Origin of the sequence: Leclercia sp. LSNIH3, assembly GCF_002935105.1 — a bacterium.
Lineage (GTDB): Bacteria > Pseudomonadota > Gammaproteobacteria > Enterobacterales > Enterobacteriaceae > Enterobacter > Enterobacter adecarboxylatus.
The window spans coordinates 1,257,323-1,279,193 of record NZ_CP026387.1 but is presented as its reverse complement, the minus strand read 5'-3'; the positions used below and the strand labels follow the sequence as shown (position 1 = coordinate 1,279,193).

Genomic DNA, 21,871 nt, shown 5'->3' with positions numbered 1-21,871 from the left:
ACCGGGCAACACGGGCAGATAAATCCTGGTTAATATTCACCTGCTAAATAAATGGCAATGTGTCTATCAAGGAAAAATAATGACCATAACAAAAAAAGCGCTGGCGGTTGCGATCGGCGCGGCAGTGGCATTGGCGTCTTTTGCATCCCAGGCTGAAATCACCGTACTGAAACAGGATCCACAGGCAGGTAACCCGCTGAGCCGCCTGAACTTCACCGTGGGCGGCAGTATTCGTCCGCAGTTCCAGAACATGACCGGCGATGACGGCAAGAACAGCTATAAGCGTAACGGCTTTGATGGCGGCACCCGTTTCCGTTTCGCGGCAGATTATTACCTGTTTGATGACATCAGCTGGATCAGCTATTACGAACTGGGCGTGAATATTCCGGCCCAGTTCGACTGGGATAATCACCATGCTGAGGGCGCGCACGACACCTCCCGTCGTATGCTCTACACCGGCCTGAAAAGCGACACCTGGGGCACCCTGACCTTCGGTCAGCAGAACAGCGTTTACTATGATGTGGTTGGCGCGAAAACCGATATCTGGGATTACGACATGATCGGCCAGGCACCGGGTAACGGCATCAACGGTGACTATGACGGCTCTTACCGTTCACGTCAGATGCTGAAGTACAAGAAAACCCTCGGCGACGCCGACATCTACGCCTCTTACCTGTTCGAAGACAGCGAATACCTGCCAGGCAATGGCCTGCGTTACAAGCGTAAAGGCGGCGGCTCGCTGGGTCTGGATTATCGTCTGACCACCGACCTGACCTGGGGCGCCGCGTGGAACTACACCCGCGCAGACATGCGTAACCCGGATAACGGCGACAGCAAGTCCTGGGATCAGAATATCCTCGGCACCGCGCTGAGCTGGACCCCGGACAACTGGACCTTCTCCGCGGGCGGCGGCTGGTATCAGAACTTCATGACCAGCAAAAAAGTGTCGGTAAACGACTACTTCGCGGGTGATGCGTGGGGTATTGAGTACTTCGCGGGCTATAAATTCCCGATTGGTCAGTATGCGGTGAAATCCATCCAGCCTTACTTCATGGGTGACCGTATTGAGACCATGAATGGCCGCAACTATCAGCGCATCGACAACGGCGTGGGTATTAGCTTCCAGCTGGATTACGGTTTCCGTGTTGATTACGAACACGTATTCACCTCCAGCACCGACGACCTGAGTGACATGAACCTGGTGCGTCTGCGTTACGACTTCTGACCCTCACCCTCTCTCTGAAAGGGAGAGGGAAGCGTCGGGCAGAACCTGTAGGCCGGATAAGCATGAGCGCATCCGGCTTTTTATTAGCGATTCAACCACTCCGCAACCTCTGCATAGGTTCCGCGATAAACAATCTTCTCTGCTTTTTTCTCAAGCTGATAGCGATACATCTGATCGTAATAATCATTGAGCAGCGGTGCCAGCCAGGTGAAATGCGCCTCGGTATTGCCGGTGCGCTGCTGTTCATCCAGGGCGGTATCCAGCAGGGCGGTAAATTCAGCATAGCGCTGTAATCCCAGCCGACGGCGGATGGCAAACAGGCCGTGGTGCAGATACTCGCTGTACTCTTGCCAGCCTGCCTCTTCGCCCCGCGCGGTGCGAAAGGCCTGCCACATTAGCGCGAAATACTCCTCGCGCAGGCGCTCAAGGCGCACCTCGAACGGATCCTCAACTACTGCAATCGGCGATTGCACCATGCGGTCGCGCAGGCATTCCGGCAGGTGGTTGGAGCCAATCATCCGCCCCTCGTCTTCCAGTACCCAGCGCGCGGCGTCTCTCTTCAGCAATTCCACCGCGAGATGATTTTCAAAGCTTGCCTGCGAAAGCTGCGGCGTCAGCGTGCGGCCAAAAGACGAGCCGCGATGGTGCGCCAGACCTTCAAGATCGATGCCGTCAGGCCGGGCTTTCACCAGGAGCGTTTTGCCGCTCCCCGTACAGCCGCCAATCAGCACCATCGGCTTTTGCACCTGCTCAACGGTAGCTTGCATCGCTGCCTGACGCAGAGCTTTATAGCCGCCACGAATCAGCGGGTAATCGACGCCCGCCGCCTGCAGCCACGACTGCACAATGTGCGAGCGCTGCCCGCCCCGGGCGCAGCAGAGATAGCCCTGAGGTTGCGCAAGGCAGGCGGTGCGCCAGGCTTCGAGCCGCTGCTCGCGCGTCTCGCCGCTTACCAGACGATGGCCGAGCGCCAGCGCTGCCTCCGGCCCCTGGCGTTTATAGCAAGTGCCCACGGCGGCGCGTTCGTCGTTATTCATTAATGGCAGGTTGATTGCCGCAGGCATGGCACCCTGGGTAAATTCCACGGGCGCACGCACGTCGATTAACGGCGTGTCGGCGGCAAGTATGGCGCGGTAGTCCGTCCCATCGTTCATAAGGATCCCTCAAAACAGCGATGGGCAGGATTTTACGCCGGGGAAGGGGAATAGCAACTCCCCGGCGGTGGGGCTTAGCGGAGTGTTGCCTGCGCCCAGGCGATGCCGCTTGCGTACTCCGGCGGCAGCAGAGGCACGATGGCTTCCAGCGTCGCGCTCAGGCGAGGGATATCGCCGTCGTTCAGGTTGAGATGGCCAACCTTACGACCCGGACGCACTTCTTTGTCGTACCAGTGCAGATGCACCAGCGGGAGTTTCAGCCAGTCATAGTTCAGATCGGTGCCGATCAGGTTGATCATCACTGACGGGCTATTGACCACCGGCGGCGGCAGCGGCAGGCCGGTGATGGCGCGCAGGTGCAGTTCAAACTGGCTGATGGAAGCGCCGTTTTGCGTCCAGTGGCCGCTGTTGTGCACGCGCGGTGCCAGCTCGTTGATCAGAAGACCTTCAGGAGTGACGAAGCACTCCATCGCCATCACGCCAACGTAGCCCAGCTCCTGCATAATGGCCGAGAGCATGCTTTCGGCCTGTGCCTGCTGGGCCGCATTGGCCTGCGGGAAGACCACGCTGGTGCGCAGAATGCCGTCCTGATGCAGGTTGTGGGTCAGGGGATAAAAGACGGTGCTGCCGTCGTGGGCGCGGGCACCCACCAGCGACACTTCACCGCTGAAGTTAATGCCCTGCTCAACGATGCACTCGCCATAGCACTCATCCGGCAGTTGGTCGGTTTCACCGGCGCGCAGACGCCACTGGCCGCGTCCGTCGTAGCCGCCAACGCGGCGCTTGACGATCGCCAGTTCACCCAGCGTGGCAAAGACGTCAGGCCACTGGCCTTTCTCCGTCAGCAGCTGCCACGGAGCGGTAGCGAGGTGCAGATTGTCGAACAGCTGTTTTTGCGTCAGACGGTCGGCAATGATCGGGAAGACGTCGCGGTTAACGAAGGCATTATGACGCGCCAGCTCCCGGGTTAACGGGGTCTCTGGCCAGCGCTCAATCTCTGCGGTGATCACGCTTTGCTGGAACGGTACGGCTTCGGGTTCATCATCCAGCCCGACCGGCCAGACGGCGATACCCAGTGGTTCACCGGCCTGACGCAGCATCCGGCCTAACTGACCGTTACCGAGGACGCAAACCTGCTTCATGCCGCACCTCGCGGATCCGGGTTCTCCAGCACCTCGTCGGTCTGGGCGGTACGCCATGCGACCAGACGCTGATGCAGTTCTTTATCGTGCGTCGCCAGGATCTGTGCCGCCAGCAGGGCGGCGTTAGCGGCACCCGCTTTGCCAATCGCCAAAGTGCCCACCGGGATGCCGCGCGGCATCTGCACGATGGAGTAGAGGCTATCGACACCGCTCAGGGCAGCGCTTTGTACCGGGACGCCGAGCACCGGCACCAGGGTTTTGGCGGCAATCATGCCGGGCAGATGCGCGGCCCCGCCGGCACCGGCAATAATCACCTGATAGCCGTTCTCTTCCGCACCTTCGGCGAAGCTGAACAGTTTATCGGGGGTGCGGTGTGCGGAAACCACTTCAACGTGGTGAGGAACATTCAGGATGTCAAAGATTTCGGCGGCGAACTGCATGGTAGCCCAGTCGCTTTTGGACCCCATCACGATGGCGACACGCGCCGGATTATTGCTGGAAGACATGCGTCTTAAAACTCCTGTGGTGCACAACTCTCGGCTTTTGAGGTGACAGAGAATAGCACGATACACAGGCAAGGAAAACGGTTGCGCGGCTAAAACTTCAGCCAAAGTCGGTCTCTTGCTGCAATAAAAAAGACCGCCTTTCGGCGGTCTTTCACAGGATACCTGAACCCTTTTTACAGGAGATTGCCTGCGGTCAGGTTCTCTTTGTCGAAGGCATGGTTCACATCAATATGATTGTGATGGATCGCCGTGTCGATATTCGAACCCGCCTCCGGTGTGGAAACAGGATGCGCTGCAGCCATTGCGCCAGATGAAAGTGTTGCGGCCAGCAGCAGGGCGCTGACGATGCTGATATTTTTCATTCTCTTTTCCTTCTTCATCGTATTGTCGCTGTCGCGGGTGTGTTATCTGGCGGCACGGCAATCAGTTAAATTATTTGGTCAGTTCAGCGGTCATGTGCACGCGGTTGTCGAACTGGGCGCTGGTGATTTTGTAAGCAGCGCCTTCTTTAGCAGCCTGCGCGGCGATATTGGCTTCGGCACGGTCAAGGGTAGAGGCGGTGGTGCTGATGCTCTGCGCAAAAGAACCGAAAGAGATCAGAGACAGAGCGGCAACTGCAACGAAAGTTTTGATGGATTTCATGGTCGTATTCCTTAAGCGTTTTTGTTTGGGATAGGGCGTTGTTGCCCTGATGTGAGTAATCATAGGCCGACCAAAGTGTGATTAAAATCAAAACAATTTGCGGTTACAGTTCAAAAAAATTGAATGAATTTCAGGCGGGGGGATTTTAGAACGGGAAAGCGGTCAGCTCTACGCCATCCGGCGTGACCTTGATCATCGAACCTTCGGTATGCCAGGCCCCTAACACCACGCGATGGGCGGGTTTATCGTTGACGGTCAGGTCGTGCATATACGGGCGATGGGTATGGCCATGGATCAGCCACTGAACCTGGTGTTTTGCCATCACGCTGGCGACGGCCTGCGGATTCACATCCATGATGGTCATGGATTTGCTGCTGTTGGCGGCTTTGCTCCCGGCGCGCATCTTCGCGGCGATGCGGCTGCGGATAAACAGCGGCAGGGCGAGAAACAGGGTCTGGATCCAGGGGGTATGCACTTTGGCGCGAAACGCCAGATAACCGGTATCGTCGGTGCAGAGCGTGTCGCCATGCATGATCAGAATGTTGCGGCCATACAGGTCGAGAACGGTCTCTTCTGCCAGCAGGGTCATGCCGCAATCGCGGGCGTAGCGCTTGCCGAGCAGAAAGTCGCGGTTGCCATGGACAAAAAAGCAAGGGACGCCGGAATCCACCAGTGCCTTGATGGCAATGGCTATTTCGCGGTGCAGCGGGTTTGGGTCGTCATCGCCAATCCAGGCTTCGAACAGATCCCCGAGGATATAAAGCGCATCGGCGTGGCGGGCTTCACCCTGTAAAAAACGCAGAAAACCGGCGGTGATCGCCGGTTCTTCTGTTTGCAGATGCAGATCTGCAATAAAGAGTGTCGCCACGAATTATTCGCTGACGGTCACGCTTGTGATCACGACGTCTTCTTTTGGAACGTCCTGGTGCATACCGCTGCGGCCAGTAGAAACGCCTTTGATCTTATCAACCACGTCCATGCCTTCAGCGACTTCTGCGAACACGCAGTAGCCCCAACCCTGCAGGCTTTCGCCGGAGAAGTTCAGGAAGTCGTTGTCCGCGACGTTGATGAAGAACTGTGCGGTTGCAGAGTGCGGAGCCTGAGTACGGGCCATTGCCAGCGTACCACGCGTGTTTTTCAGACCGTTGTTAGCTTCGTTTTTGATGGCTGCTTTGGTCTCTTTCTGGTTCATACCAGGTTCAAAACCGCCGCCCTGAATCATGAAGCCATTAATGACACGGTGGAAGATGGTGTTGTCGTAGAAACCTTCGCGGCAGTAGTCCAGGAAGTTTTTAACTGTTTCAGGCGCTTTGTCATCAAAGGTTTTGATTACGATATCGCCATGATTAGTGTGGAAAGTAACCATTTTTGCATCCTGTTCCGTTATAGTGGTGCTTCGACCCCTCGGGGGGCCACAATAAGCGCTTGTTATAGCATAACCTCACGGCGCGATCACCTTGCATTGTTGGCGGCTTCGGGTTTGAATTACGGTTACACGCCGCATCCCTTTAAATGATTTTGCGTGTAGAATACGCCGTTTTCGTCCACACACGTCTCACATGGAATCTTCGATGTTAAAAATCTTCAACACACTGACGCGCCAAAAAGAGGAATTCAAACCTATTCATGCCGGGGAAGTCGGCATGTACGTGTGTGGTATTACCGTTTACGATCTCTGTCATATTGGTCATGGCCGGACCTTTGTCGCCTTCGACGTGGTGTCACGCTATCTGCGTTTCCTCGGGTACAACCTTAAGTATGTACGCAATATCACCGATATCGACGACAAAATTATCAAGCGCGCTAATGAAAACGGCGAGAATTTCGTCGCATTAGTCGATCGTATGATCGCCGAAATGCATAAAGATTTCGATGCGCTGAATATCCTGCGCCCGGACCTGGAGCCGCGTGCGACGCACCATATCCCTGAGATCATTGAGATCACCGAACAGCTGATCGCCAAAGGTCACGCCTACGTGGCAGATAACGGCGACGTGATGTTCGATGTACCGACCGATCCGCATTACGGTCAGCTCTCCCGTCAGGACCTGGATCAGCTGCAAGCCGGTGCTCGCGTGGATGTGGTTGACGTGAAGCGTAACCCAATGGACTTCGTACTGTGGAAGATGTCCAAAGAGGGTGAGCCAAGCTGGCCGTCGCCGTGGGGCGCGGGCCGTCCGGGCTGGCACATCGAATGTTCGGCCATGAACTGCAAACAGCTGGGTAATCATTTCGATATTCACGGCGGCGGTTCAGACCTGATGTTCCCACACCATGAAAACGAAATTGCCCAGTCCACCTGCGCGCACGACGGCGAGTATGTGAACTACTGGATGCACTCCGGGATGGTGATGATTGACCGCGAGAAGATGTCCAAATCGCTGGGCAACTTCTTCACCGTGCGCGACGTGCTGAAGTATTACGATGCCGAAACCATTCGCTACTTCCTGATGTCCGGCCACTATCGTAGCCAGCTGAACTACAGCGAAGAGAACCTGAAGCAGGCGCGTTCCGCCCTGGAGCGTCTGTATACCGCGCTGCGCGGGACCGATACCTCCGTACCTGCAGCCGGTGGCGAGGCGTTCGAAGCCCGTTTTGTCGAGGCGATGAACGACGACTTCAACACCCCGGAAGCTTACTCGGCGCTGTTTGATATGGCACGTGAAGTGAACCGCCTGAAAGGGGAAGATGCGCATGCCGCTAACGCCCTGGCCTCCCATATGCGTAAGCTGGCTGGCGTGCTGGGTCTGCTGGAGCAGGCACCGGAAGTGTTCCTGCAGAGCGGTGCCCAGGCCGATGACGGCGAAGTGGCGGAGATCGAAGCGCTGATTAAAGCCCGACTGGAAGCACGTCAGGCGAAAGACTGGGCCGCAGCCGATGCTGCGCGTAACCGTCTTACCGAGATGGGTATCATTCTGGAAGATGGCCCGCAAGGGACCACCTGGCGCCGTAAGTAAGTCTGTAACGCCCGGCGGCGCTTCGCTTGCCGGGCCGACAAATGCAAGAAGACAGGCCGGGTAAGGCGTAGCCGCCACCCGGTTTTTTTAACGCCGCTTCCACCACAACATTCCCATCACTATCGCCCCCGGTAACCACACCCACAGCAGCTCCGAGAGAATCACCTGATGCCCGTACGGCGTGGTGTAGCGCGACAGCGCAAAGGGCGCGACCTTGATCACCTGCCAGGGGGCGAAGAAGCGTTCATCCGACCAGGGCCACAGCCAGCCAACCCCTTTCCCGCCCGTCGTCACCGAGTCCAGCAGGCTATGTGACAGCAGCGATACCGTTAAAAACAGCCAACAGCGCATCAGGCTGGCCCTGAACCAGCGTCGGCCGATTAACACGCAGAGTAGGGGCACCACAAAGGCGAACAGAAGGGAGTGCGTAAAGCCGCGATGACCAAAAATATTGCCGTAGGCGACGCCAAACTTAAACGACAGCACATCGGCATCCGGCAGCATGGCGAGGACAATCCCGGCGAACAGCAGGCGAGGGGGAATAACCCGGGTGCCCAGCCCCAGTCCGAGGCAAATCGGCACAGCGGCGTGGGTAATGATCGTTGGCATAAAATTATCCATGGCAAAGCATGGAAATATAGCAGAGCGCGGCGGAAGTCAGGCCCGGGCGTAAATCTGAATCAGGCCGATTCCCTTGCGATTAACTGCCCCGACAGGGTAATGCGCTGGGTTTGCAGTTCAGGCTCTTTCAGCTTGCGGATCATCAGCCCCGCCGCCTGGCGGCCCGTCTCTTCGCTGGCGGAGGAGACATAGGTAAAAGACGGAGAGGTGAGATTGACGTGCAGCATATCTTCAAACCCTACCAGCGCCACCTGCTGGGTGAGAAACACATCTTTTCCTACCGTGCGGCCCACGTGGTGAATACCGGAGATAGAGCCGATCATTGCATCCGGCGAGTGGCAGAGCAGGGCGGTGATGGTGTTGTTTTTCTCCAGCAACTGACGGGTGGCGAAACTCACCGCCTGGGTGTCGTCGCTGCAGGCCGGGGCAGATTCGTCGCGGAACACCAGCCCGTTTTGCGTCATCGCGCTGCGAAAACCCAGCAGGCGCTGCTCGCGGATCAGATCCCCTTCCCGGCCGCCGATGTAGGCGATATTGCGATGGCCGCGCTCAATCAGGTAGCGGGTCGCCAGATGCGCTGCCTGGCGATTATCGCGCATCACCAGATTGCAGGTTTCATCCAGTAGCGACTGCGACACCGCAACCAGCGGCAGCGGACACTGACGGATCAACGTCGGCAGGGTGGCATGTCGCGTGTTGGACGCCAGGTAGATTACCCCGGCGACACCCTGCTGCTTAAAGGAGAGCAGGCAGCGCTCGAGATGTTCGCCATCATTCAGCGGCTGGCCGAGAAAAACCATAAAACCCTGCTTCTCCAGCTCCTGAACGATGCTCGCCATCACTTTGATGGAAAAACTGTCGCTGAAATCGCGCAGGATCAGACCGATAAGATTCGAGGTGTTGGCGCGGAGGTTGGCGGCGGCCACGTTATGGACGTAGCCCAGGGCGGTGATGGCGGCGTGGACTTTTTCGATCGTCGCCTCGGAGATCTTTCCTTTCTGACGCAGAACCAGCGAGACGGTGGAGACCGAAACGCCTGCCTCTCTGGCGACATCAATGATGCTGACCTTCTTCACATCTTCTCCCTGAAATGCCTGATAAGACAACGTCTCCCGTAAGAGTACAGGAGACGTGTCGGTCAGGCAGCTTATTATTTACCGATCATGGTGGACATCGTCTGGGCGATAAACTGCGCCCGGGCGCCAAAGATAACCTGGATGCCAGAGTCACCGACGAAGACCACGCCGCGTGCGCCGAGGCCATTCAGACCGTCTTTATCCACCATCTCGCTCTTCGCCACTTCCAGACGCAGACGGGTGATGCAGGAGCCGACAGAGTCGATGTTCTGCGCACCGCCCAGCAGGCCGATAATTTCGGTGGCGATTTCGTTGTCGGTCTTATCATCCGCGTTAGCCGTCACTTCGGTGCGGCCCGGCGTTTTCACGTCGAAACGACGGATCACAAAGCGGAAGGTGAAGTAGTAAATCAGCGCCATCGGAATACCGATGATAATGGCGTTGAGGAAGTTGGTCTGGTAGCCGTTAAACGACGGCAGGATCCCGAACGACAGGTAGTCGATAAAGCCGGCAGAGAAGGATTTGGCGATATGCGCATGCATCAGGTACATGGTCATGTAGGCCAGGCCCGCCATGATGGCGTTAAAGACATAGAGGATCGGTGCCACGAAGATAAAGGTGAACTCTACCGGCTCGGTGATCCCGGTCAGGAAGCAGGTCAGTGCCGCAGAGAACAGGATACCGGCAGCGATCTTTTTATTTTTGGTGTGCGCTTCGTGGTACATCGCCAGACAGGCGGCAGGCAGCGCGAACAGCATCAGCGGGAATTCACCCTGCATGAACTTACCGGCGTTCTGGTAGGTATCGCTGCTGAAGGATTTGGTGCCTTCTTCCAGCATTTTGAACCAGATAGTCTGGTCGCCGTGGATCACCTGGCCTGCCTGCGTGGTGTAATCCCCGAACGAGTACCAGAAAGAGGGGTACCAGATGTGGTGCAGACCCAGCGGGATCAGCGCGCGTTCCACCAGACCAAAGATAAAGGTCGATGCCGCCTGGTTATCCCCGTTGACCACCACCGACAGGGCGTCGATACCGGCCTGGATATGTTGCCAGATATAGGGCAGCAGCAGGCCCATCACAAAGGACAGGAACGCCGTGGCAATGGCGACAAAACGCTTACCGGAGAAGAAGCCGAGGAACTCTGGCAACTGCATGGTGTGGAAGCGGTTGTAACACCAGGCGGCGAGAATACCGCACAGCAGGCCGCCAAAGACGCCCATCTGCAGCGTCGGGATGCCCACCACCATGGCATATTTACCACCCTGGGAGGCCATCTCCGGCGTAATGCCGAGCACGGTGCCGATGGTGATGTTGGTGACAAATACCGCCACCGCCGCTGACAGCGCCGCGATACCGGATTCAGATGCCAGCCCCACGGCCGAGCCGATGGCAAACAGCATCGGAAGGTTATCAAAGATAACGCCGCCCGCATTCATCATCAGCGGCAGATGGAACTTATCCCCGAAGGCCAACAGCAGGCCCGCAGCAGGAAGCAGTGAGATTGGCAGCATTAAGGCGCGACCAATCATCGATAATTTCGACAGCGATTTAACAAACCCTGATATCAGACTCATGCTGATTTCCCCCGAGTGCGCTCTGTGAGCGCTTGTTATAGTGAGTAGAACGTTTTAGTAGAACGTTCTACTTATCGTGAGGAAAGCCTGAATTTCGCGCAACTGAATTTTCACATTTCAACAGATGAAATAGTGATTATTTGAAGTCGATCGATAATTAACCGTGATGGTCATGGGGGATTGTTGAGGAAAGCTGCCGGGTGGCGGCTGGCGCCTTGCCCGGCATGGCGTTTGACTCCTCCCCGTTTGGGGGAGAGGAGGGGTAAGCGCACTCAGGCAGTAATGGTGACGCTTTGGCCTTCAAAACTCACGGTCTGCCCGGCAACAATCTTGCAACGTTTGCGGGTTTCAACCTTACCGTCAACCTTCACCAGACCATCAGCAATGACGATCTTGGCCTGGGCACCGCTTTCGCTCCAGCCTTCGAGCTTCAGCAGATCGCACAGCTCAACGTGCGGATGTTTTCCTAATGAAAAAGTGGCCATCTTACGCTTCCTCTACGTCGTGATACTCTTCGCATGCCTGCAAAGTATTCTGAATCAGTGTTGCTACGGTCATCGGGCCTACGCCGCCCGGTACCGGCGTGATGTAAGAGGCGCGGGCGGCAGCATCTTCGTAAACCACATCCCCCACCACTTTGCCGCTTTCCAGACGGTTAATCCCTACGTCGACGACAATAGCGCCTTCTTTGATCCACTCGCCCGGAATAAAGCCCGGCTTACCCACGGCGACGATCAGCAGGTCGGCATTTTCGACGTGCTGACGCAGATTTTTGGTAAAGCGGTGGGTAACGGTGGTGGTGCAGCCAGCCAGCAGCAGCTCCATGCTCATCGGACGGCCCACGATATTGGACGCGCCAATCACCACGGCGTTCAGGCCGTAGGTGTCGATGTTATAACGCTCCAGCAGCGTGACGATGCCGCGCGGGGTACACGGACGCAGGCGCGGCGCACGCTGGCACAGACGGCCAACGTTGTACGGGTGGAAGCCGTCCACATCTTTGTCAGGCGCGATACGTTCGAGCACCTTCACGTTGTCGATGCCCGCAGGCAGCGGCAGCTGTACCAGAATGCCGTCGATCTCGTTATCGGCGTTCAGGGTATCAATCAGCTCAAGCAGCTCTGCTTCGGATGTGGTTTCTGGCAGATCGTAGGAGCGGGAGAGAAAGCCCACCTCTTCGCACGCTTTGCGTTTGCTGCCGACATAAATTTGCGATGCCGGGTTGCTGCCGACCAGCACAACGGCCAGCCCGGGGGCGCGTTTTCCAGCGGCCCGACGAGCTGCCACTTTTTCCGCAACCTCAGAGCGCACCTGCTGCGCAATCGTTTTACCGTCAATAATCTTTGCTGCCATCAGAGAGAAGATTCCATCTGTAAGGAGTGAAAGGGGGGATGAGCATATTTTGTCAGAAGCGCGCGCTGCTGTCAGTCACACTTTGCGGATTTTCCTGTTAAGCGGCGTTGTTGTCGGGCATAGGTATGAACTGCAAGGGGATTGTACTAAAATCCATTGACTCATCGGTCATTGACCGTATAATTCCACGCGCTTCACCACTGCGAAGACATTCTTCTCTGTGCGCCCTTAGCTCAGTTGGATAGAGCAACGGCCTTCTAAGCCGTAGGTCAAAGGTTCGAATCCTTTAGGGCGTGCCATTCGCATCATAACGTCGCATTTCTCCGTCTCTTCGTGTTCCTTATTAGAACCAGATTGAAATCATGTCCGGTATTGCGCATTACCATTTACACGAGCAGAGCGTTCACACGCAGCAACTGGCCACGCTATCGGCTCAGGCGCCCGCTGCCGGAATGACGCAGACCAGCGTACCCGCCTCCTTTCAGCAGGTAACCCTCTCTTCCCAGCCGATCATCGCCCAGCCTGCGGCAAGCGCATCGCAACCCGCTGACCACCGACAGGCATCGGTTACCGCCACACCCGCCTCGTTTGAGCAACTGGGGCAGTACGCCAGCCTGCAGGGCTGGAGTGAAAATCAGCTGGCGCTCATGAACCGCTTACCCCAGTACCGAAACAGCCACACCGGGCCTGCATGGTCGCCCGTTGGGGGCGTTCGCGGGATCCGCAATAACAACCCCGGTAATCTGGAGGCCAGTTGGGCCTTTACCTGGCAGGGGCAGAACGGCACCGACGGGCGCTTCGCTACCTTCGCCTCTCCCGAGCACGGGATCCGCGCTCTGGGCGTAAACCTGCTCGCCTACCAGCGGCGTGGACTGGATACCATCAGCAAAATTATCTCCCGCTGGGCACCGCCGCAGGATAATAACAATACCACCGCTTATATTCAGAACGTCAGCCAGGCGCTTGGCGTAACACCGACGACCCGGCTGGATGTCGCCTCGCCTGGCGTCTTAACCGCCCTGAGCAAAGCCATTATTCATCAGGAAAATGGGAACGTGCCGTTTTCCGATGAGACGATCGCAAGCGGCATCGCCTCGGCGCTAGGGACGGAGGTGCTGTCGGAAAGCCCGTCACCGGTTTTGAAAGCGTCAGCTGGAGAACTCGCGGGTAAGGGCAATAACCCGATGGATAAGCTAACTGGCCGGTAACGGCTTACCGAGAGCATCCCCCGGCATAAATCGCTGTGCTTAATGCGCACATCATCGGCCTGGACTTTTGTCCCCCCCTTCAGACAGACATTCAGGGGCAAGTTTTCCCCGAAGACGATCACGCTATCGACCCGCCGCATATCTCTATTCCCGCCACACCTCACAGCGGCGTGTTAACCAACCGCACCTCTCCGAACCTCTCTTCCACGACAGGATAAACCCGAACCATTACCGGGATGTTTTTGAACCGCTTTTTTACTTTGTGTCCCTGTTTACACTTGATTACAGAAGGATAATGAGTATAGTTCTCATTCTCTTTAGTGTTTGTGGGCGCGTAGGGACTTTCCCGCATCAACAGTGAGTGCAGATCTCACACGGAACACTGAGTGTTAACGGTGGACGCTGCACAGGCCTGATGGCCCGAAATCACACTTCTAATCGCAATGCATATGCGACGCAGACGTCCACCTCAAATTCGATTTGCACGGTAAAGGATGTTCCTGATGTCAAAAAAATTGTCCGCCCTGGCGCTGCTGGTTGCTGTCTCACTCAGCGGCTGCGCAGCTCAACACACCGCGACCACCGCTCCCGCTGCTGATGCCCCGAAACCTGCCGCCCCGGCGCAGACCAACGTCGTTAAACGCGATCTGGCTGACGGCCTGTACGAAATGGTTATGAGCCCGAAAGGCGATGCGCTGTACGTTGCCAGCTCGGAAGGTTTCAAGGATGTGCAGGGCGGGGTGGTGTACAAGCTCGATCCGGCGACCCTGAAAACCATCGGCCGCAGCCATACCGATCTGAAAAACTTCGCCCTCGCGATCTCTGAGGACGGCCAGACCCTTTATACCACCAACTCACTGGACGGCGGGATCAGCGCCATCAGCACCGCCGATGGCAAAGTGAAACAGCGCCTGCTGTTCACCGAGCGCAACAAAGAGGGCTTCCCGTACGGCGCGCGCCAGGTGCTGCTGCATAACGACGTGCTCTACATCGGCGGCGTGGCCGATCCGGCGGTGATCTGGGTGGTAGATGCAAAAACGCTGAAGCTGAAAAAGACCATCCAGAACGCGGGCCAGTGGGTCACCGGCCTGATGTGGTCTGAACAGACCCAACGCATCTACGTGGCGAATGGCGGGGGGGAAATTCTGATCCTGGATCCTAAGCGCAACCGCATTGAAAAACGCTGGAAGCCGCTCGGGGATAAACCGGCGCTGCTGCTGAACCTCGCGGAAGACAGCGCGACGGGCCGCCTGTTTGTCACCGACAACTCGAAAGCCAAAACCACCCTGGTGCTGGACATCCATACCGGTGAAATCATTAAGAAGCTCGACGTCGGCGACTCGCTGGCGGTGAAGTTCAACGCCAAACGCAACGAGCTGTACATCACCCAGCGTGAAAGCGGCAAGCTGCTGAGCCTCGAGGCCACCACCTATGCCGTCAAGCAGACGTGGGATCTGCCGCCGAACCCGAACAGCCTGCTGCTGTCGGCTGACGGCCAGACGCTGTACGTCACCGTTAAGCAGGCGTTCAACAAAGACCACTCGACTAACGGGCCGGACAGCGTTGTGCGTATCGCCCTGAAATAAGCTTTCTCATAACAACTCAGGCCCGGCAACGGGCCATTTTGCGCGAAATTTGAACGAGTTAATCATGAACCACACCAGAAAAATGAACAAAACGCTGCTGGCACTCGCTATAGGCGCCATCGCCCATTCCGCGGTGGCAGCGGAGAGCAAAAAAGAAGAGACCATCGTGGTGCAGTCTGCCGCCAGCGATTTTAAACCCGGCGGCGACCAGCTGGTGCCAGCCTTCCTGGACGGGCAGGTGGCGAACGGCGGCCGCATGGGGATGCTCGGTCAGCAAAATGCGATGGACGTTCCCTTTAACATCATCAGCTACACCTCCAAACTGGTGGAGGATCAGCAGGCGCACACCATTGCTGACGTGGTGGCTAACGATGCGGGCGTCCAGTCCGTACAGGGCTACGGCAACAGCGCAGAAAGCTACCGCATTCGTGGCCTGAAGTTCGACGGGGATGACATGACCTTCGGCGGCCTCTCCGGCGTGCTGCCGCGTCAGGTGGTGGATGCGCAGATGGTGGATCGCATTGAGATCTTCAAAGGTGCTAACTCCCTGATGAACGGCGCGGCCAGCTCTGGCGTGGGCGGCATGATTAACCTCGAACCGAAACACGCGGGGGCAACACCGCAGGCGAAAGTGGGCGTGGACTACACCTCGGATTCGCAGATTGGCACCACCCTTGATGCCGGTCGTCGCTTCGGCGACAGCGACCAGTTTGGTGCCCGCGTCAACGTGGTACACCGTGAAGGCGAAGCGCCGGTTGCTAACGACCGCCGCCGCACCACGCTGCTGTCCACCGGTCTGGACTATGCGGGAGATGACTTCCGTACCTCCGTGGACCTGGGGTATCAGAAGAAAACCTTCCACGGCTCGGAAACCGGGGTCAACATCTCTGGCGTAGATTTCGTGCCAGAGCCGCCGAAAAACGATCGCAACTACTCGCAGAAATGGGCCTACAGCAATATCGAAAACGAATTCGGCATGTGGCGCAGCGAGTATGACATCACCGACAACTGGACCGCCTATACCGGTCTGGGGGCGCAACACGCCCATGAAGAGGGGCTGTACAGCGGTGCGAAGCTGGTGGATAAGAGCGGCAAAGCCACCGCGAGCCGCCTGGATACCAACCGTATCAGCGACAGCGTAAGCGGCATGGCGGGGATCCGCGGTAACTTTGCGACCGGCTTTGTGACCCATAAGGTTAACGTCGGCTACTCGGCGATGACCAAAAACGAGAAAATTGCCTGGAAGATGTCGGCGGCGAAGGATAACCCGGTCACCAACATCTACCACAACACCGGTGTGGATGCGCCACCGAGCACCAACTCCAATGGGGCGGGCGGTAACTACAGCGATCCGCTGACCAGCGGCCGCACCCGAACCCAGGGCTGGCTGCTGAGCGACACCCTCGGCGTGCTGGACGACAAACTGCTGTTCACCGTCGGGGCGCGCCATCAGAAAGTGGTCATTCGTGGGTATAACAAAGTCACCGGTCTGGAAAACGCTGGCGATAGCTTCGACGGCGACCGCTGGATGCCTACCTATGGCGTGGTGTACAAACCCTGGGACGAAATCTCGCTGTACGCTAACCACACCGAAGCGTTGCAGCCGGGTAAAACCGCGCCTAACACCGCCATCAACTACGGCCAGAGCACCGGTATCGTCCACTCTAAGCAGAACGAAGTGGGCGTGAAGGCTGACTTCGGTCGCGTTGGCGGCTCGCTGGCCCTGTTTGAAATTAAAATGCCGTCTGCCATTCTCGACAGCCAGACCAAATATTACGGGCTGGATGCAGAGCAGCGTAACCGCGGTATCGAGCTGAACGTCTTTGGCGAGCCGACGCTGGGCCTGCGTCTGAATGCCAGCGCCACCTGGCTGCAGGCGGAGCTGACCAAAACCAACAACGGTGTTAATCAGGGCAACGACGCCATTGGCGTTCCGTCGTTCTACGGCGTGTTGGGTGCGGAGTATGACATCAAGCCTGTCGACGGCCTGACCGCCACCGCCCGTGTGAACCACTCCGGTTCGCAGTATGCCAATCTGGCCAACAGCAAAAAGCTGGACAGCTATACCACCCTGGATCTGGGCATGCGTTACCGCTTCGCGGTCAACAATGACCAGAACCAGATGACCGTTCGCGCTGGCATTGAAAACGTCACCGACGAAAACTACTGGTCAAGCGTTGACGACAGCGGCACTTACCTGTTCCAGGGTGAGCCACGTACCTTTAAGGTCTCTGTCGGCTACGAGTTCTGAGTTCGACCCTCGTTATCGGGGCAGGGATGCCCCACCGTCCGTCTGTTATAAAAATGTAACAAATTGTTCTTATAGTGTTCCCACTTTGTCATTTCTTAGCCTAAAGAAAGGAAGCCATCGTGGGTAAACCTCTTAAGTCCGTATTCAAAAAAGAACATCGCGATGATGTCAGCAATCCCAGCGCTAACCCGGTATTTTCCACCGTGGCGGAGATGTTCCTCTCCCGCCGCCGTTTCCTGCAGATGGGTGCCGTTGCCGGTGCCGCCGCCTCTTTCCCCTTTTTACTCAAGCCTGAAAACGCCCTGGCCGCGGTGTCACAGCCTTCAGCGCTGAGCAAAGCGGTCTCGCTCGGTTTTACCAGCATTCCGGTCTCAACCGACGATACGGTCAGAGTGCCCGAGGGCTACATTGCGCGTCCTTTCTATCGCTGGGGCGACGCTACTGGTATCAAGGGCAATCTGCCAGCCTTCAAATTTGACGCCAGCAACACGACAGACGAGCAGGCGGCACAGGCGGGTATGCACCATGACGGCATGGCGTGGTTTAGCCTGCCGCAAGGGGAGCAGGATCCCGCCCATGGCCTGCTGGCGATGAATCACGAGTATATCGACAACGGTATGCTCTTTACCGACGGCACCGCCAACTGGAGCCTGGAGAAGGCGCGTAAAGGCCAGAACGCGATGGGCGTGTCGATTATCGAAGTGAAAAAGAGCGGCAGCGACTGGGAAGTGGTGCGCCCCTCCGGCTTTGCCCGCCGCATCACGGTAAATACCCCGATGCAGCTCACCGGCCCGGCGCGTCAGCAGGCGTTAATGAAAACCGCCGCCGATCCGCAGGGCGAGCAGGTGCTCGGCACCATGCAAAACTGCGCTAACGGTTATACCCCCTGGGGAACCTATCTCACCTGCGAAGAGAACTGGTCGGATATTTTCGTCAAAAAAAGCGAGCGTAACGCGCTGGAGAAGCGCTACGGCATCAGCGACAGCGATGAGTCCTACCGCTGGAGCGAGGTGGACGACAGGTTCAACGTGGATAAAACCCCTAACGAGCCGAATCGCTTTGGCTGGGTGGTCGAAATCGATCCGTACAACCCGAACTCCACGCCGCGCAAGCACACCGCGCTGGGTCGCTTCAAACACGAAGGGGCCGCCGTCACCCTGGCCGCCGATAAGCGCGTGGTCACCTATATGGGGGATGACCAGAAGTTTGAGTACATCTACAAATTTGTTTCCGACAACAATTACAATCCGGCGGATCGCGAAGCCAACATGCAGTTGCTCTCCGCTGGCACGCTCTATGTCGCCAGATTCAACGATGACGGCTCCGGCGAGTGGCTGCCGCTGGTGTTTGGCCAGAACGGCCTGGATAAGAGCAAAGGGTTCGACAATCAGGGCGACCTGCTGATTAAAACCCGTCTGGCGGCCGATGCCGTAGGGGCGACTAAGATGGACCGTCCTGAGTGGATTGCGGTCGATCCCCATAACAGCGGCAGCGTTTACTGCACGCTGACCAACAACAGCGATCGCGGCAAAGAGGGCAAAGCGCCGGTGGATGCGGCCAACCCGCGAGCAAACAACACGTTCGGCCACATCATGCACTGGCACGAAGAGGGCGGCGATCCGGCAGCGTTACGCTTTAAATGGGACATCCTGGTGCTGGCCGGGCGAACGGACACTGCGGATGAAAAGGCGAAAGGCAGCATGAAGGGGGCCGAATTTGGCAGCCCGGACGGCCTGTCGTTTGACCATCAGGGCGTGCTCTGGATCCAGACCGACGTCTCCTCCAGCACCATTAACAAGAAAGCCTATGAGGGGATGGGCAATAACCAGATGGTGGCGACCATTCCGGGCACCAACGAGTATCGCCGCTTCCTGACTGGCCCACGCGGCTGCGAAATCACCGGCATTGCGTTCACCCCGGACAACCGCACGCTGTTTATTAATATTCAGCATCCGGGGGAGGGCGGGGACGATATTACCGACCCGGCAAACCCGCGCGCCGTTTCTAACTGGCCGGATAACAATCCGCAAGGGCGTCCTCGCGCCTCAACGGTGGTCATCACCAGAGCGGACGGCGGTATTATCGGTTCGTGATAGCCTCCCGCCGGGCAGCAACCGTTGCCCGGCGTTTAACTTGCTCCCGTCTGCCTGAAGTGTTAAAAGGTGCCCCTTCCATAAAAAGAGACAGGGGTAAGACGTGAAAAACGCGTCATCCGCTTCAGGTACTGGTGTTACTGAAGCCTCGTCGGAACAGACACCGACGCTGCATCGTGGTTTACAGAACCGACATATTCAACTTATCGCACTCGGTGGCGCTATCGGCACTGGGCTGTTTCTCGGCATCGGTCCTGCCATTCAGATGGCCGGTCCTGCCGTGCTGCTGGGTTATGCCATCGCGGGCATTATCGCCTTTCTGATCATGCGCCAGCTCGGCGAGATGGTAGTAGAAGAGCCGGTATCCGGCTCCTTCGCCCATTTTGCCTACAAATACTGGGGGCCGTTCGCCGGTTTCCTCTCTGGCTGGAACTACTGGGTGATGTTCGTGCTGGTGGGCATGGCAGAGCTGACCGCTGCGGGCATCTATATGCAGTACTGGCTGCCAGAGGTACCCACCTGGATCTGGGCGGCGGTATTCTTCATCATCATTAACGCCGTTAACCTGGTGAACGTGCGCCTGTACGGAGAGACCGAGTTCTGGTTCGCCTTAATTAAGGTGCTGGCCATCATCGGCATGATCGGTTTTGGCCTGTGGCTGCTGTTCTCCGGTCACGGCGGCGAGCGGGCGACCCTCGACAACCTGTGGCAGCACGGCGGCTTCCTCGCGACCGGCTGGAAAGGGCTGGTGCTGTCGCTGGCGGTGATCATGTTCTCGTTTGGTGGGCTGGAGCTGATTGGCATTACCGCCGCCGAAGCGCAGGACCCGCATAAAAGCATCCCGAAAGCGGTCAACCAGGTGGTTTACCGTATTCTGCTGTTTTATATCGGTTCGCTGGTGGTGTTGCTGGCGCTCTACCCGTGGGTGGAAGTGAAGTCTGACAGCAGCCCGTTTGTGATGATTTTCCACGATCTGAACAGCAACGTGGTGGCGTCGGCGCTGAACTTTGTGATTCTGGTGGCCTCGCTGTCGGTCTATAACAGCGGCGTCTACTCCAACAGCCGCATGCTGTTTGGCCTCTCCGTACAGGGTAACGCGCCGAAGTTTTTAACCCGCGTCAGCCGTCGCGGCGTCCCGGTGAACTCGCTGCTGCTCTCCGGGGGCATTACCTCGCTGGTGGTGCTGGTCAACTACCTGCTGCCGCACGAAGCCTTTGGCCTGCTGATGGCGCTGGTGGTCGCGACCCTGCTGCTGAACTGGATCATGATCTGTCTGGCGCACCTGCGGTTCCGCGCGGCGATGCGCCGCAAAGGACGCGAGACGCAGTTCAAAGCGCTGCTCTATCCGGCGGGTAACTATCTCTGTATCGCCTTCCTGGCGATGATCCTGGTGCTGATGTGCACCATGGACGGCATGCGCACCTCAGCCATCCTGCTGCCGGTGTGGATTGTGTTCCTGTTTGCGGCCTTTAAACTTTCCAGAAAGTAAAGGCGTTGGCCCTCTCCCGGTGGGAGAGGGCATCAGGCCGCACCATTCCCGTTTTCGCATTGCGGCGCGGCGCTTATAACAGCCTACAAAAACCGTAAACCCGGTAAGCGCAGCCCTAACCGCAAAAATGCCGCAGGGTAATCAAAAATGAAACGCCACCCGCTTCCCGGTGGGCAGAATGACATCAATACTCACTTCACCCCCTAACGCCGTAACATAGCGTTTAAGCGTAGAAAGACGCGGATCATTATCCGGTTGCTCAATTTTCGCAACGGTAGGCTGTTTAACCCCCATCGCGGCAGCAAGTTCAGTTTGCGATATGTTGAGTTCTTCCCGGAGCTGGTTGAGCGCGACAATAATGCGCAGATCCTCAACTTTAGCGGCAATTCGCTCCTGACTTTCCTGGCTCTGCTGGGCCATGAGTTCTTTTAACGTAGCCATTCGGCCTCCTTACTCGCCAGATAATCGCTGAATTCAGCGTCAGCTATGGTGATCATATCTTTATAGAATCGCTTTTCATTTTTTCCCGTCTTATTTCCAGCACATAAAATTATGCCTTTACAACCAGGATCGAAGGCAAAAAAAGCACGAACCGGATCCCCTGCATGCTGAATGCGTAGCTCTTTCATATTCGCGTAATGTGAGTTTTTAACTGTATCGACCCAGGGACGGCCCAGCTGTGGACCGTACTCTGAGAGGATATGCATTATAGCCAGGACATCTTCTTTCAAGGCTTGTGTCTGGTGGTTAAACCACTTGTCAAACGTATCCGTTGTTTCGACTTCCCACATAACTATTTTCTTATAGCCTTTTGGCTATAAAAGATTATAGCCAAAAGGCTATAAATGCAACTGCAACTATATTGTGGCGCAGCGCTCTCACAAGCCTGACAACCCCTATTCCGGGTAAGGCGCACCTCTCACCCGGCACCTGCTCGCCCCAATCCAAACCTTTATCGTGACCCTCCTCGCACTTCTGAATCGATCCACAGGAT

The 21,871-nt window shown here is 57.1% G+C and carries 21 protein-coding genes and 1 tRNA gene; 8 read left to right on the top strand and 14 right to left on the bottom strand.

What is annotated here, in order from left to right:
- The first annotated feature begins 79 nt into the window (after window positions 1-79).
- Entirely contained in the window at window positions 80-1,225 is a 1,146-nt protein-coding gene (locus C3F35_RS06250) for a porin (protein WP_103791853.1), read from the top strand.
- An 83-nt stretch (window positions 1,226-1,308) separates the two neighbouring features.
- Here the strand turns inward: C3F35_RS06250 and mnmH are convergent, their stop codons facing one another.
- The 7 genes from mnmH to ppiB all read right to left on the bottom strand — a co-directional run bounded on the left by mnmH (window position 1,309) and on the right by ppiB (window position 6,035).
- Entirely contained in the window at window positions 1,309-2,379 is a 1,071-nt protein-coding gene (gene mnmH / locus C3F35_RS06245) for a tRNA 2-selenouridine(34) synthase MnmH (RefSeq protein WP_103791854.1), read from the bottom strand.
- A gap of 74 nt (window positions 2,380-2,453) precedes the next feature.
- Entirely contained in the window at window positions 2,454-3,521 is a 1,068-nt protein-coding gene (gene purK, locus C3F35_RS06240) for a 5-(carboxyamino)imidazole ribonucleotide synthase (protein ID WP_103791855.1), read from the bottom strand.
- Window positions 3,518-4,027, bottom strand: coding sequence for a 5-(carboxyamino)imidazole ribonucleotide mutase (gene purE / locus C3F35_RS06235; protein ID WP_032616904.1), 510 nt, complete (start codon window positions 4,025-4,027; stop codon window positions 3,518-3,520). The genes purK and purE overlap by 4 nt, the downstream gene beginning before the upstream one ends.
- A 173-nt stretch (window positions 4,028-4,200) precedes the next feature.
- Window positions 4,201-4,389: a hypothetical protein gene (locus tag C3F35_RS06225; RefSeq protein ID WP_032616905.1), complete on the bottom strand. Its 189-nt coding sequence runs from the start codon at window positions 4,387-4,389 to the stop codon at window positions 4,201-4,203.
- A gap of 70 nt (window positions 4,390-4,459) precedes the next feature.
- Window positions 4,460-4,669, bottom strand: coding sequence for a YdgH/BhsA/McbA-like domain containing protein (locus tag C3F35_RS06220; RefSeq protein ID WP_032616906.1), 210 nt, complete (start codon window positions 4,667-4,669; stop codon window positions 4,460-4,462).
- Between the two features lie 145 nt (window positions 4,670-4,814).
- Entirely contained in the window at window positions 4,815-5,537 is a 723-nt protein-coding gene (gene lpxH / locus C3F35_RS06215; RefSeq protein WP_103791856.1) for a UDP-2,3-diacylglucosamine diphosphatase, read from the bottom strand.
- 3 nt (window positions 5,538-5,540) lie between these two features.
- A complete protein-coding gene (gene ppiB, locus C3F35_RS06210; protein ID WP_032616908.1) occupies window positions 5,541-6,035 on the bottom strand; it encodes a peptidylprolyl isomerase B in 495 nt (164 codons plus the stop codon).
- Window positions 6,036-6,240: 205 nt separating this feature from the next.
- Between ppiB and cysS the strand changes: the two genes are divergently transcribed.
- Window positions 6,241-7,626, top strand: coding sequence for a cysteine--tRNA ligase (gene cysS / locus C3F35_RS06205; protein ID WP_032616909.1), 1,386 nt, complete (start codon window positions 6,241-6,243; stop codon window positions 7,624-7,626).
- An 87-nt stretch (window positions 7,627-7,713) separates the two neighbouring features.
- On the opposite strand, the gene C3F35_RS06200 is transcribed toward cysS, so the two are convergent.
- The 5 genes from C3F35_RS06200 to folD form a co-directional block, all read right to left on the bottom strand.
- Window positions 7,714-8,235 carry a metal-dependent hydrolase gene (locus C3F35_RS06200; RefSeq protein ID WP_103791857.1) on the bottom strand — a complete coding sequence of 174 codons (522 nt, stop codon included), beginning with the start codon at window positions 8,233-8,235 and terminating at the stop codon, window positions 7,714-7,716.
- Window positions 8,236-8,306: 71 nt separating this feature from the next.
- A complete protein-coding gene (gene malI / locus C3F35_RS06195; RefSeq protein ID WP_032616911.1) occupies window positions 8,307-9,323 on the bottom strand; it encodes a Mal regulon transcriptional regulator MalI in 1,017 nt (338 codons plus the stop codon).
- A gap of 74 nt (window positions 9,324-9,397) precedes the next feature.
- Complete coding sequence (locus tag C3F35_RS06190) at window positions 9,398-10,897, bottom strand: PTS transporter subunit EIIC (RefSeq protein ID WP_032616912.1); 1,500 nt, start codon at window positions 10,895-10,897, stop codon at window positions 9,398-9,400.
- Window positions 10,898-11,169: 272 nt separating this feature from the next.
- A complete protein-coding gene (ybcJ, locus tag C3F35_RS06185) occupies window positions 11,170-11,382 on the bottom strand; it encodes a ribosome-associated protein YbcJ (RefSeq protein ID WP_032616913.1) in 213 nt (70 codons plus the stop codon).
- Window position 11,383: 1 nt separating this feature from the next.
- Window positions 11,384-12,250, bottom strand: coding sequence for a bifunctional methylenetetrahydrofolate dehydrogenase/methenyltetrahydrofolate cyclohydrolase FolD (gene folD / locus C3F35_RS06180; RefSeq protein ID WP_032616914.1), 867 nt, complete (start codon window positions 12,248-12,250; stop codon window positions 11,384-11,386).
- A gap of 222 nt (window positions 12,251-12,472) precedes the next feature.
- Between folD and C3F35_RS06175 the strand changes: the two genes are divergently transcribed.
- The 6 genes from C3F35_RS06175 (at window position 12,473) to pheP (ending at window position 20,877) form a co-directional block, all read left to right on the top strand.
- Window positions 12,473-12,549, top strand: a tRNA-Arg gene (locus C3F35_RS06175).
- 63 nt (window positions 12,550-12,612) lie between these two features.
- Entirely contained in the window at window positions 12,613-13,458 is an 846-nt protein-coding gene (locus C3F35_RS06170; protein WP_103791858.1) for a hypothetical protein, read from the top strand.
- Between the two features lie 503 nt (window positions 13,459-13,961).
- Window positions 13,962-15,044 (top strand): hypothetical protein, encoded by a 1,083-nt coding sequence (locus tag C3F35_RS06165; protein ID WP_103791859.1) that lies wholly within the window; start codon window positions 13,962-13,964, stop codon window positions 15,042-15,044.
- A gap of 64 nt (window positions 15,045-15,108) precedes the next feature.
- Window positions 15,109-17,295 carry a TonB-dependent receptor gene (locus C3F35_RS06160; protein ID WP_103791860.1) on the top strand — a complete coding sequence of 729 codons (2,187 nt, stop codon included), beginning with the start codon at window positions 15,109-15,111 and terminating at the stop codon, window positions 17,293-17,295.
- 119 nt (window positions 17,296-17,414) lie between these two features.
- Window positions 17,415-19,388 carry a PhoX family protein gene (locus tag C3F35_RS06155; protein WP_032616918.1) on the top strand — a complete coding sequence of 658 codons (1,974 nt, stop codon included), beginning with the start codon at window positions 17,415-17,417 and terminating at the stop codon, window positions 19,386-19,388.
- 103 nt (window positions 19,389-19,491) lie between these two features.
- The gene (gene pheP / locus C3F35_RS06150; RefSeq protein ID WP_077226217.1) at window positions 19,492-20,877 is read left to right on the top strand and encodes a phenylalanine transporter; all 1,386 of its coding nucleotides are present in this window, start codon (window positions 19,492-19,494) and stop codon (window positions 20,875-20,877) included.
- 141 nt (window positions 20,878-21,018) lie between these two features.
- Here pheP and C3F35_RS06145 read toward each other — a convergent pair whose 3' ends face one another.
- Window positions 21,019-21,318, bottom strand: coding sequence for a helix-turn-helix domain-containing protein (locus tag C3F35_RS06145; protein WP_059308573.1), 300 nt, complete (start codon window positions 21,316-21,318; stop codon window positions 21,019-21,021).
- A complete protein-coding gene (locus C3F35_RS06140) occupies window positions 21,306-21,668 on the bottom strand; it encodes a type II toxin-antitoxin system RelE/ParE family toxin (RefSeq protein WP_103791861.1) in 363 nt (120 codons plus the stop codon). The genes C3F35_RS06145 and C3F35_RS06140 overlap by 13 nt, the downstream gene beginning before the upstream one ends.
- Window positions 21,669-21,871 lie beyond the last annotated feature (203 nt).

Excerpts from the sequence above, each read along its gene's own strand:
- cysS (WP_032616909.1), top strand. The coding sequence starts at position 6,241 with ATGTTAAAAATCTTCAACACACTGACGCGCCAAAAAGAGGAATTCAAA.
- mnmH (WP_103791854.1), bottom strand. The coding sequence starts at position 2,379 with ATGAACGATGGGACGGACTACCGCGCCATACTTGCCGCCGACACGCCG.
- ppiB (WP_032616908.1), bottom strand. The coding sequence starts at position 6,035 with ATGGTTACTTTCCACACTAATCATGGCGATATCGTAATCAAAACCTTT.
- C3F35_RS06165 (WP_103791859.1), top strand. The coding sequence starts at position 13,962 with ATGTCAAAAAAATTGTCCGCCCTGGCGCTGCTGGTTGCTGTCTCACTC.
- C3F35_RS06170 (WP_103791858.1), top strand. The coding sequence starts at position 12,613 with ATGTCCGGTATTGCGCATTACCATTTACACGAGCAGAGCGTTCACACG.
- C3F35_RS06200 (WP_103791857.1), bottom strand. The coding sequence starts at position 8,235 with ATGCCAACGATCATTACCCACGCCGCTGTGCCGATTTGCCTCGGACTG.
- C3F35_RS06145 (WP_059308573.1), bottom strand. The coding sequence starts at position 21,318 with ATGGCTACGTTAAAAGAACTCATGGCCCAGCAGAGCCAGGAAAGTCAG.
- C3F35_RS06140 (WP_103791861.1), bottom strand. The coding sequence starts at position 21,668 with ATGTGGGAAGTCGAAACAACGGATACGTTTGACAAGTGGTTTAACCAC.
- C3F35_RS06250 (WP_103791853.1), top strand. The coding sequence starts at position 80 with ATGACCATAACAAAAAAAGCGCTGGCGGTTGCGATCGGCGCGGCAGTG.
- purK (WP_103791855.1), bottom strand. The coding sequence starts at position 3,521 with ATGAAGCAGGTTTGCGTCCTCGGTAACGGTCAGTTAGGCCGGATGCTG.
- ybcJ (WP_032616913.1), bottom strand. The coding sequence starts at position 11,382 with ATGGCCACTTTTTCATTAGGAAAACATCCGCACGTTGAGCTGTGCGAT.
- C3F35_RS06225 (WP_032616905.1), bottom strand. The coding sequence starts at position 4,389 with ATGAAAAATATCAGCATCGTCAGCGCCCTGCTGCTGGCCGCAACACTT.
- C3F35_RS06190 (WP_032616912.1), bottom strand. The coding sequence starts at position 10,897 with ATGAGTCTGATATCAGGGTTTGTTAAATCGCTGTCGAAATTATCGATG.
- folD (WP_032616914.1), bottom strand. The coding sequence starts at position 12,250 with ATGGCAGCAAAGATTATTGACGGTAAAACGATTGCGCAGCAGGTGCGC.
- purE (WP_032616904.1), bottom strand. The coding sequence starts at position 4,027 with ATGTCTTCCAGCAATAATCCGGCGCGTGTCGCCATCGTGATGGGGTCC.
- C3F35_RS06220 (WP_032616906.1), bottom strand. The coding sequence starts at position 4,669 with ATGAAATCCATCAAAACTTTCGTTGCAGTTGCCGCTCTGTCTCTGATC.
- C3F35_RS06160 (WP_103791860.1), top strand. The coding sequence starts at position 15,109 with ATGAACCACACCAGAAAAATGAACAAAACGCTGCTGGCACTCGCTATA.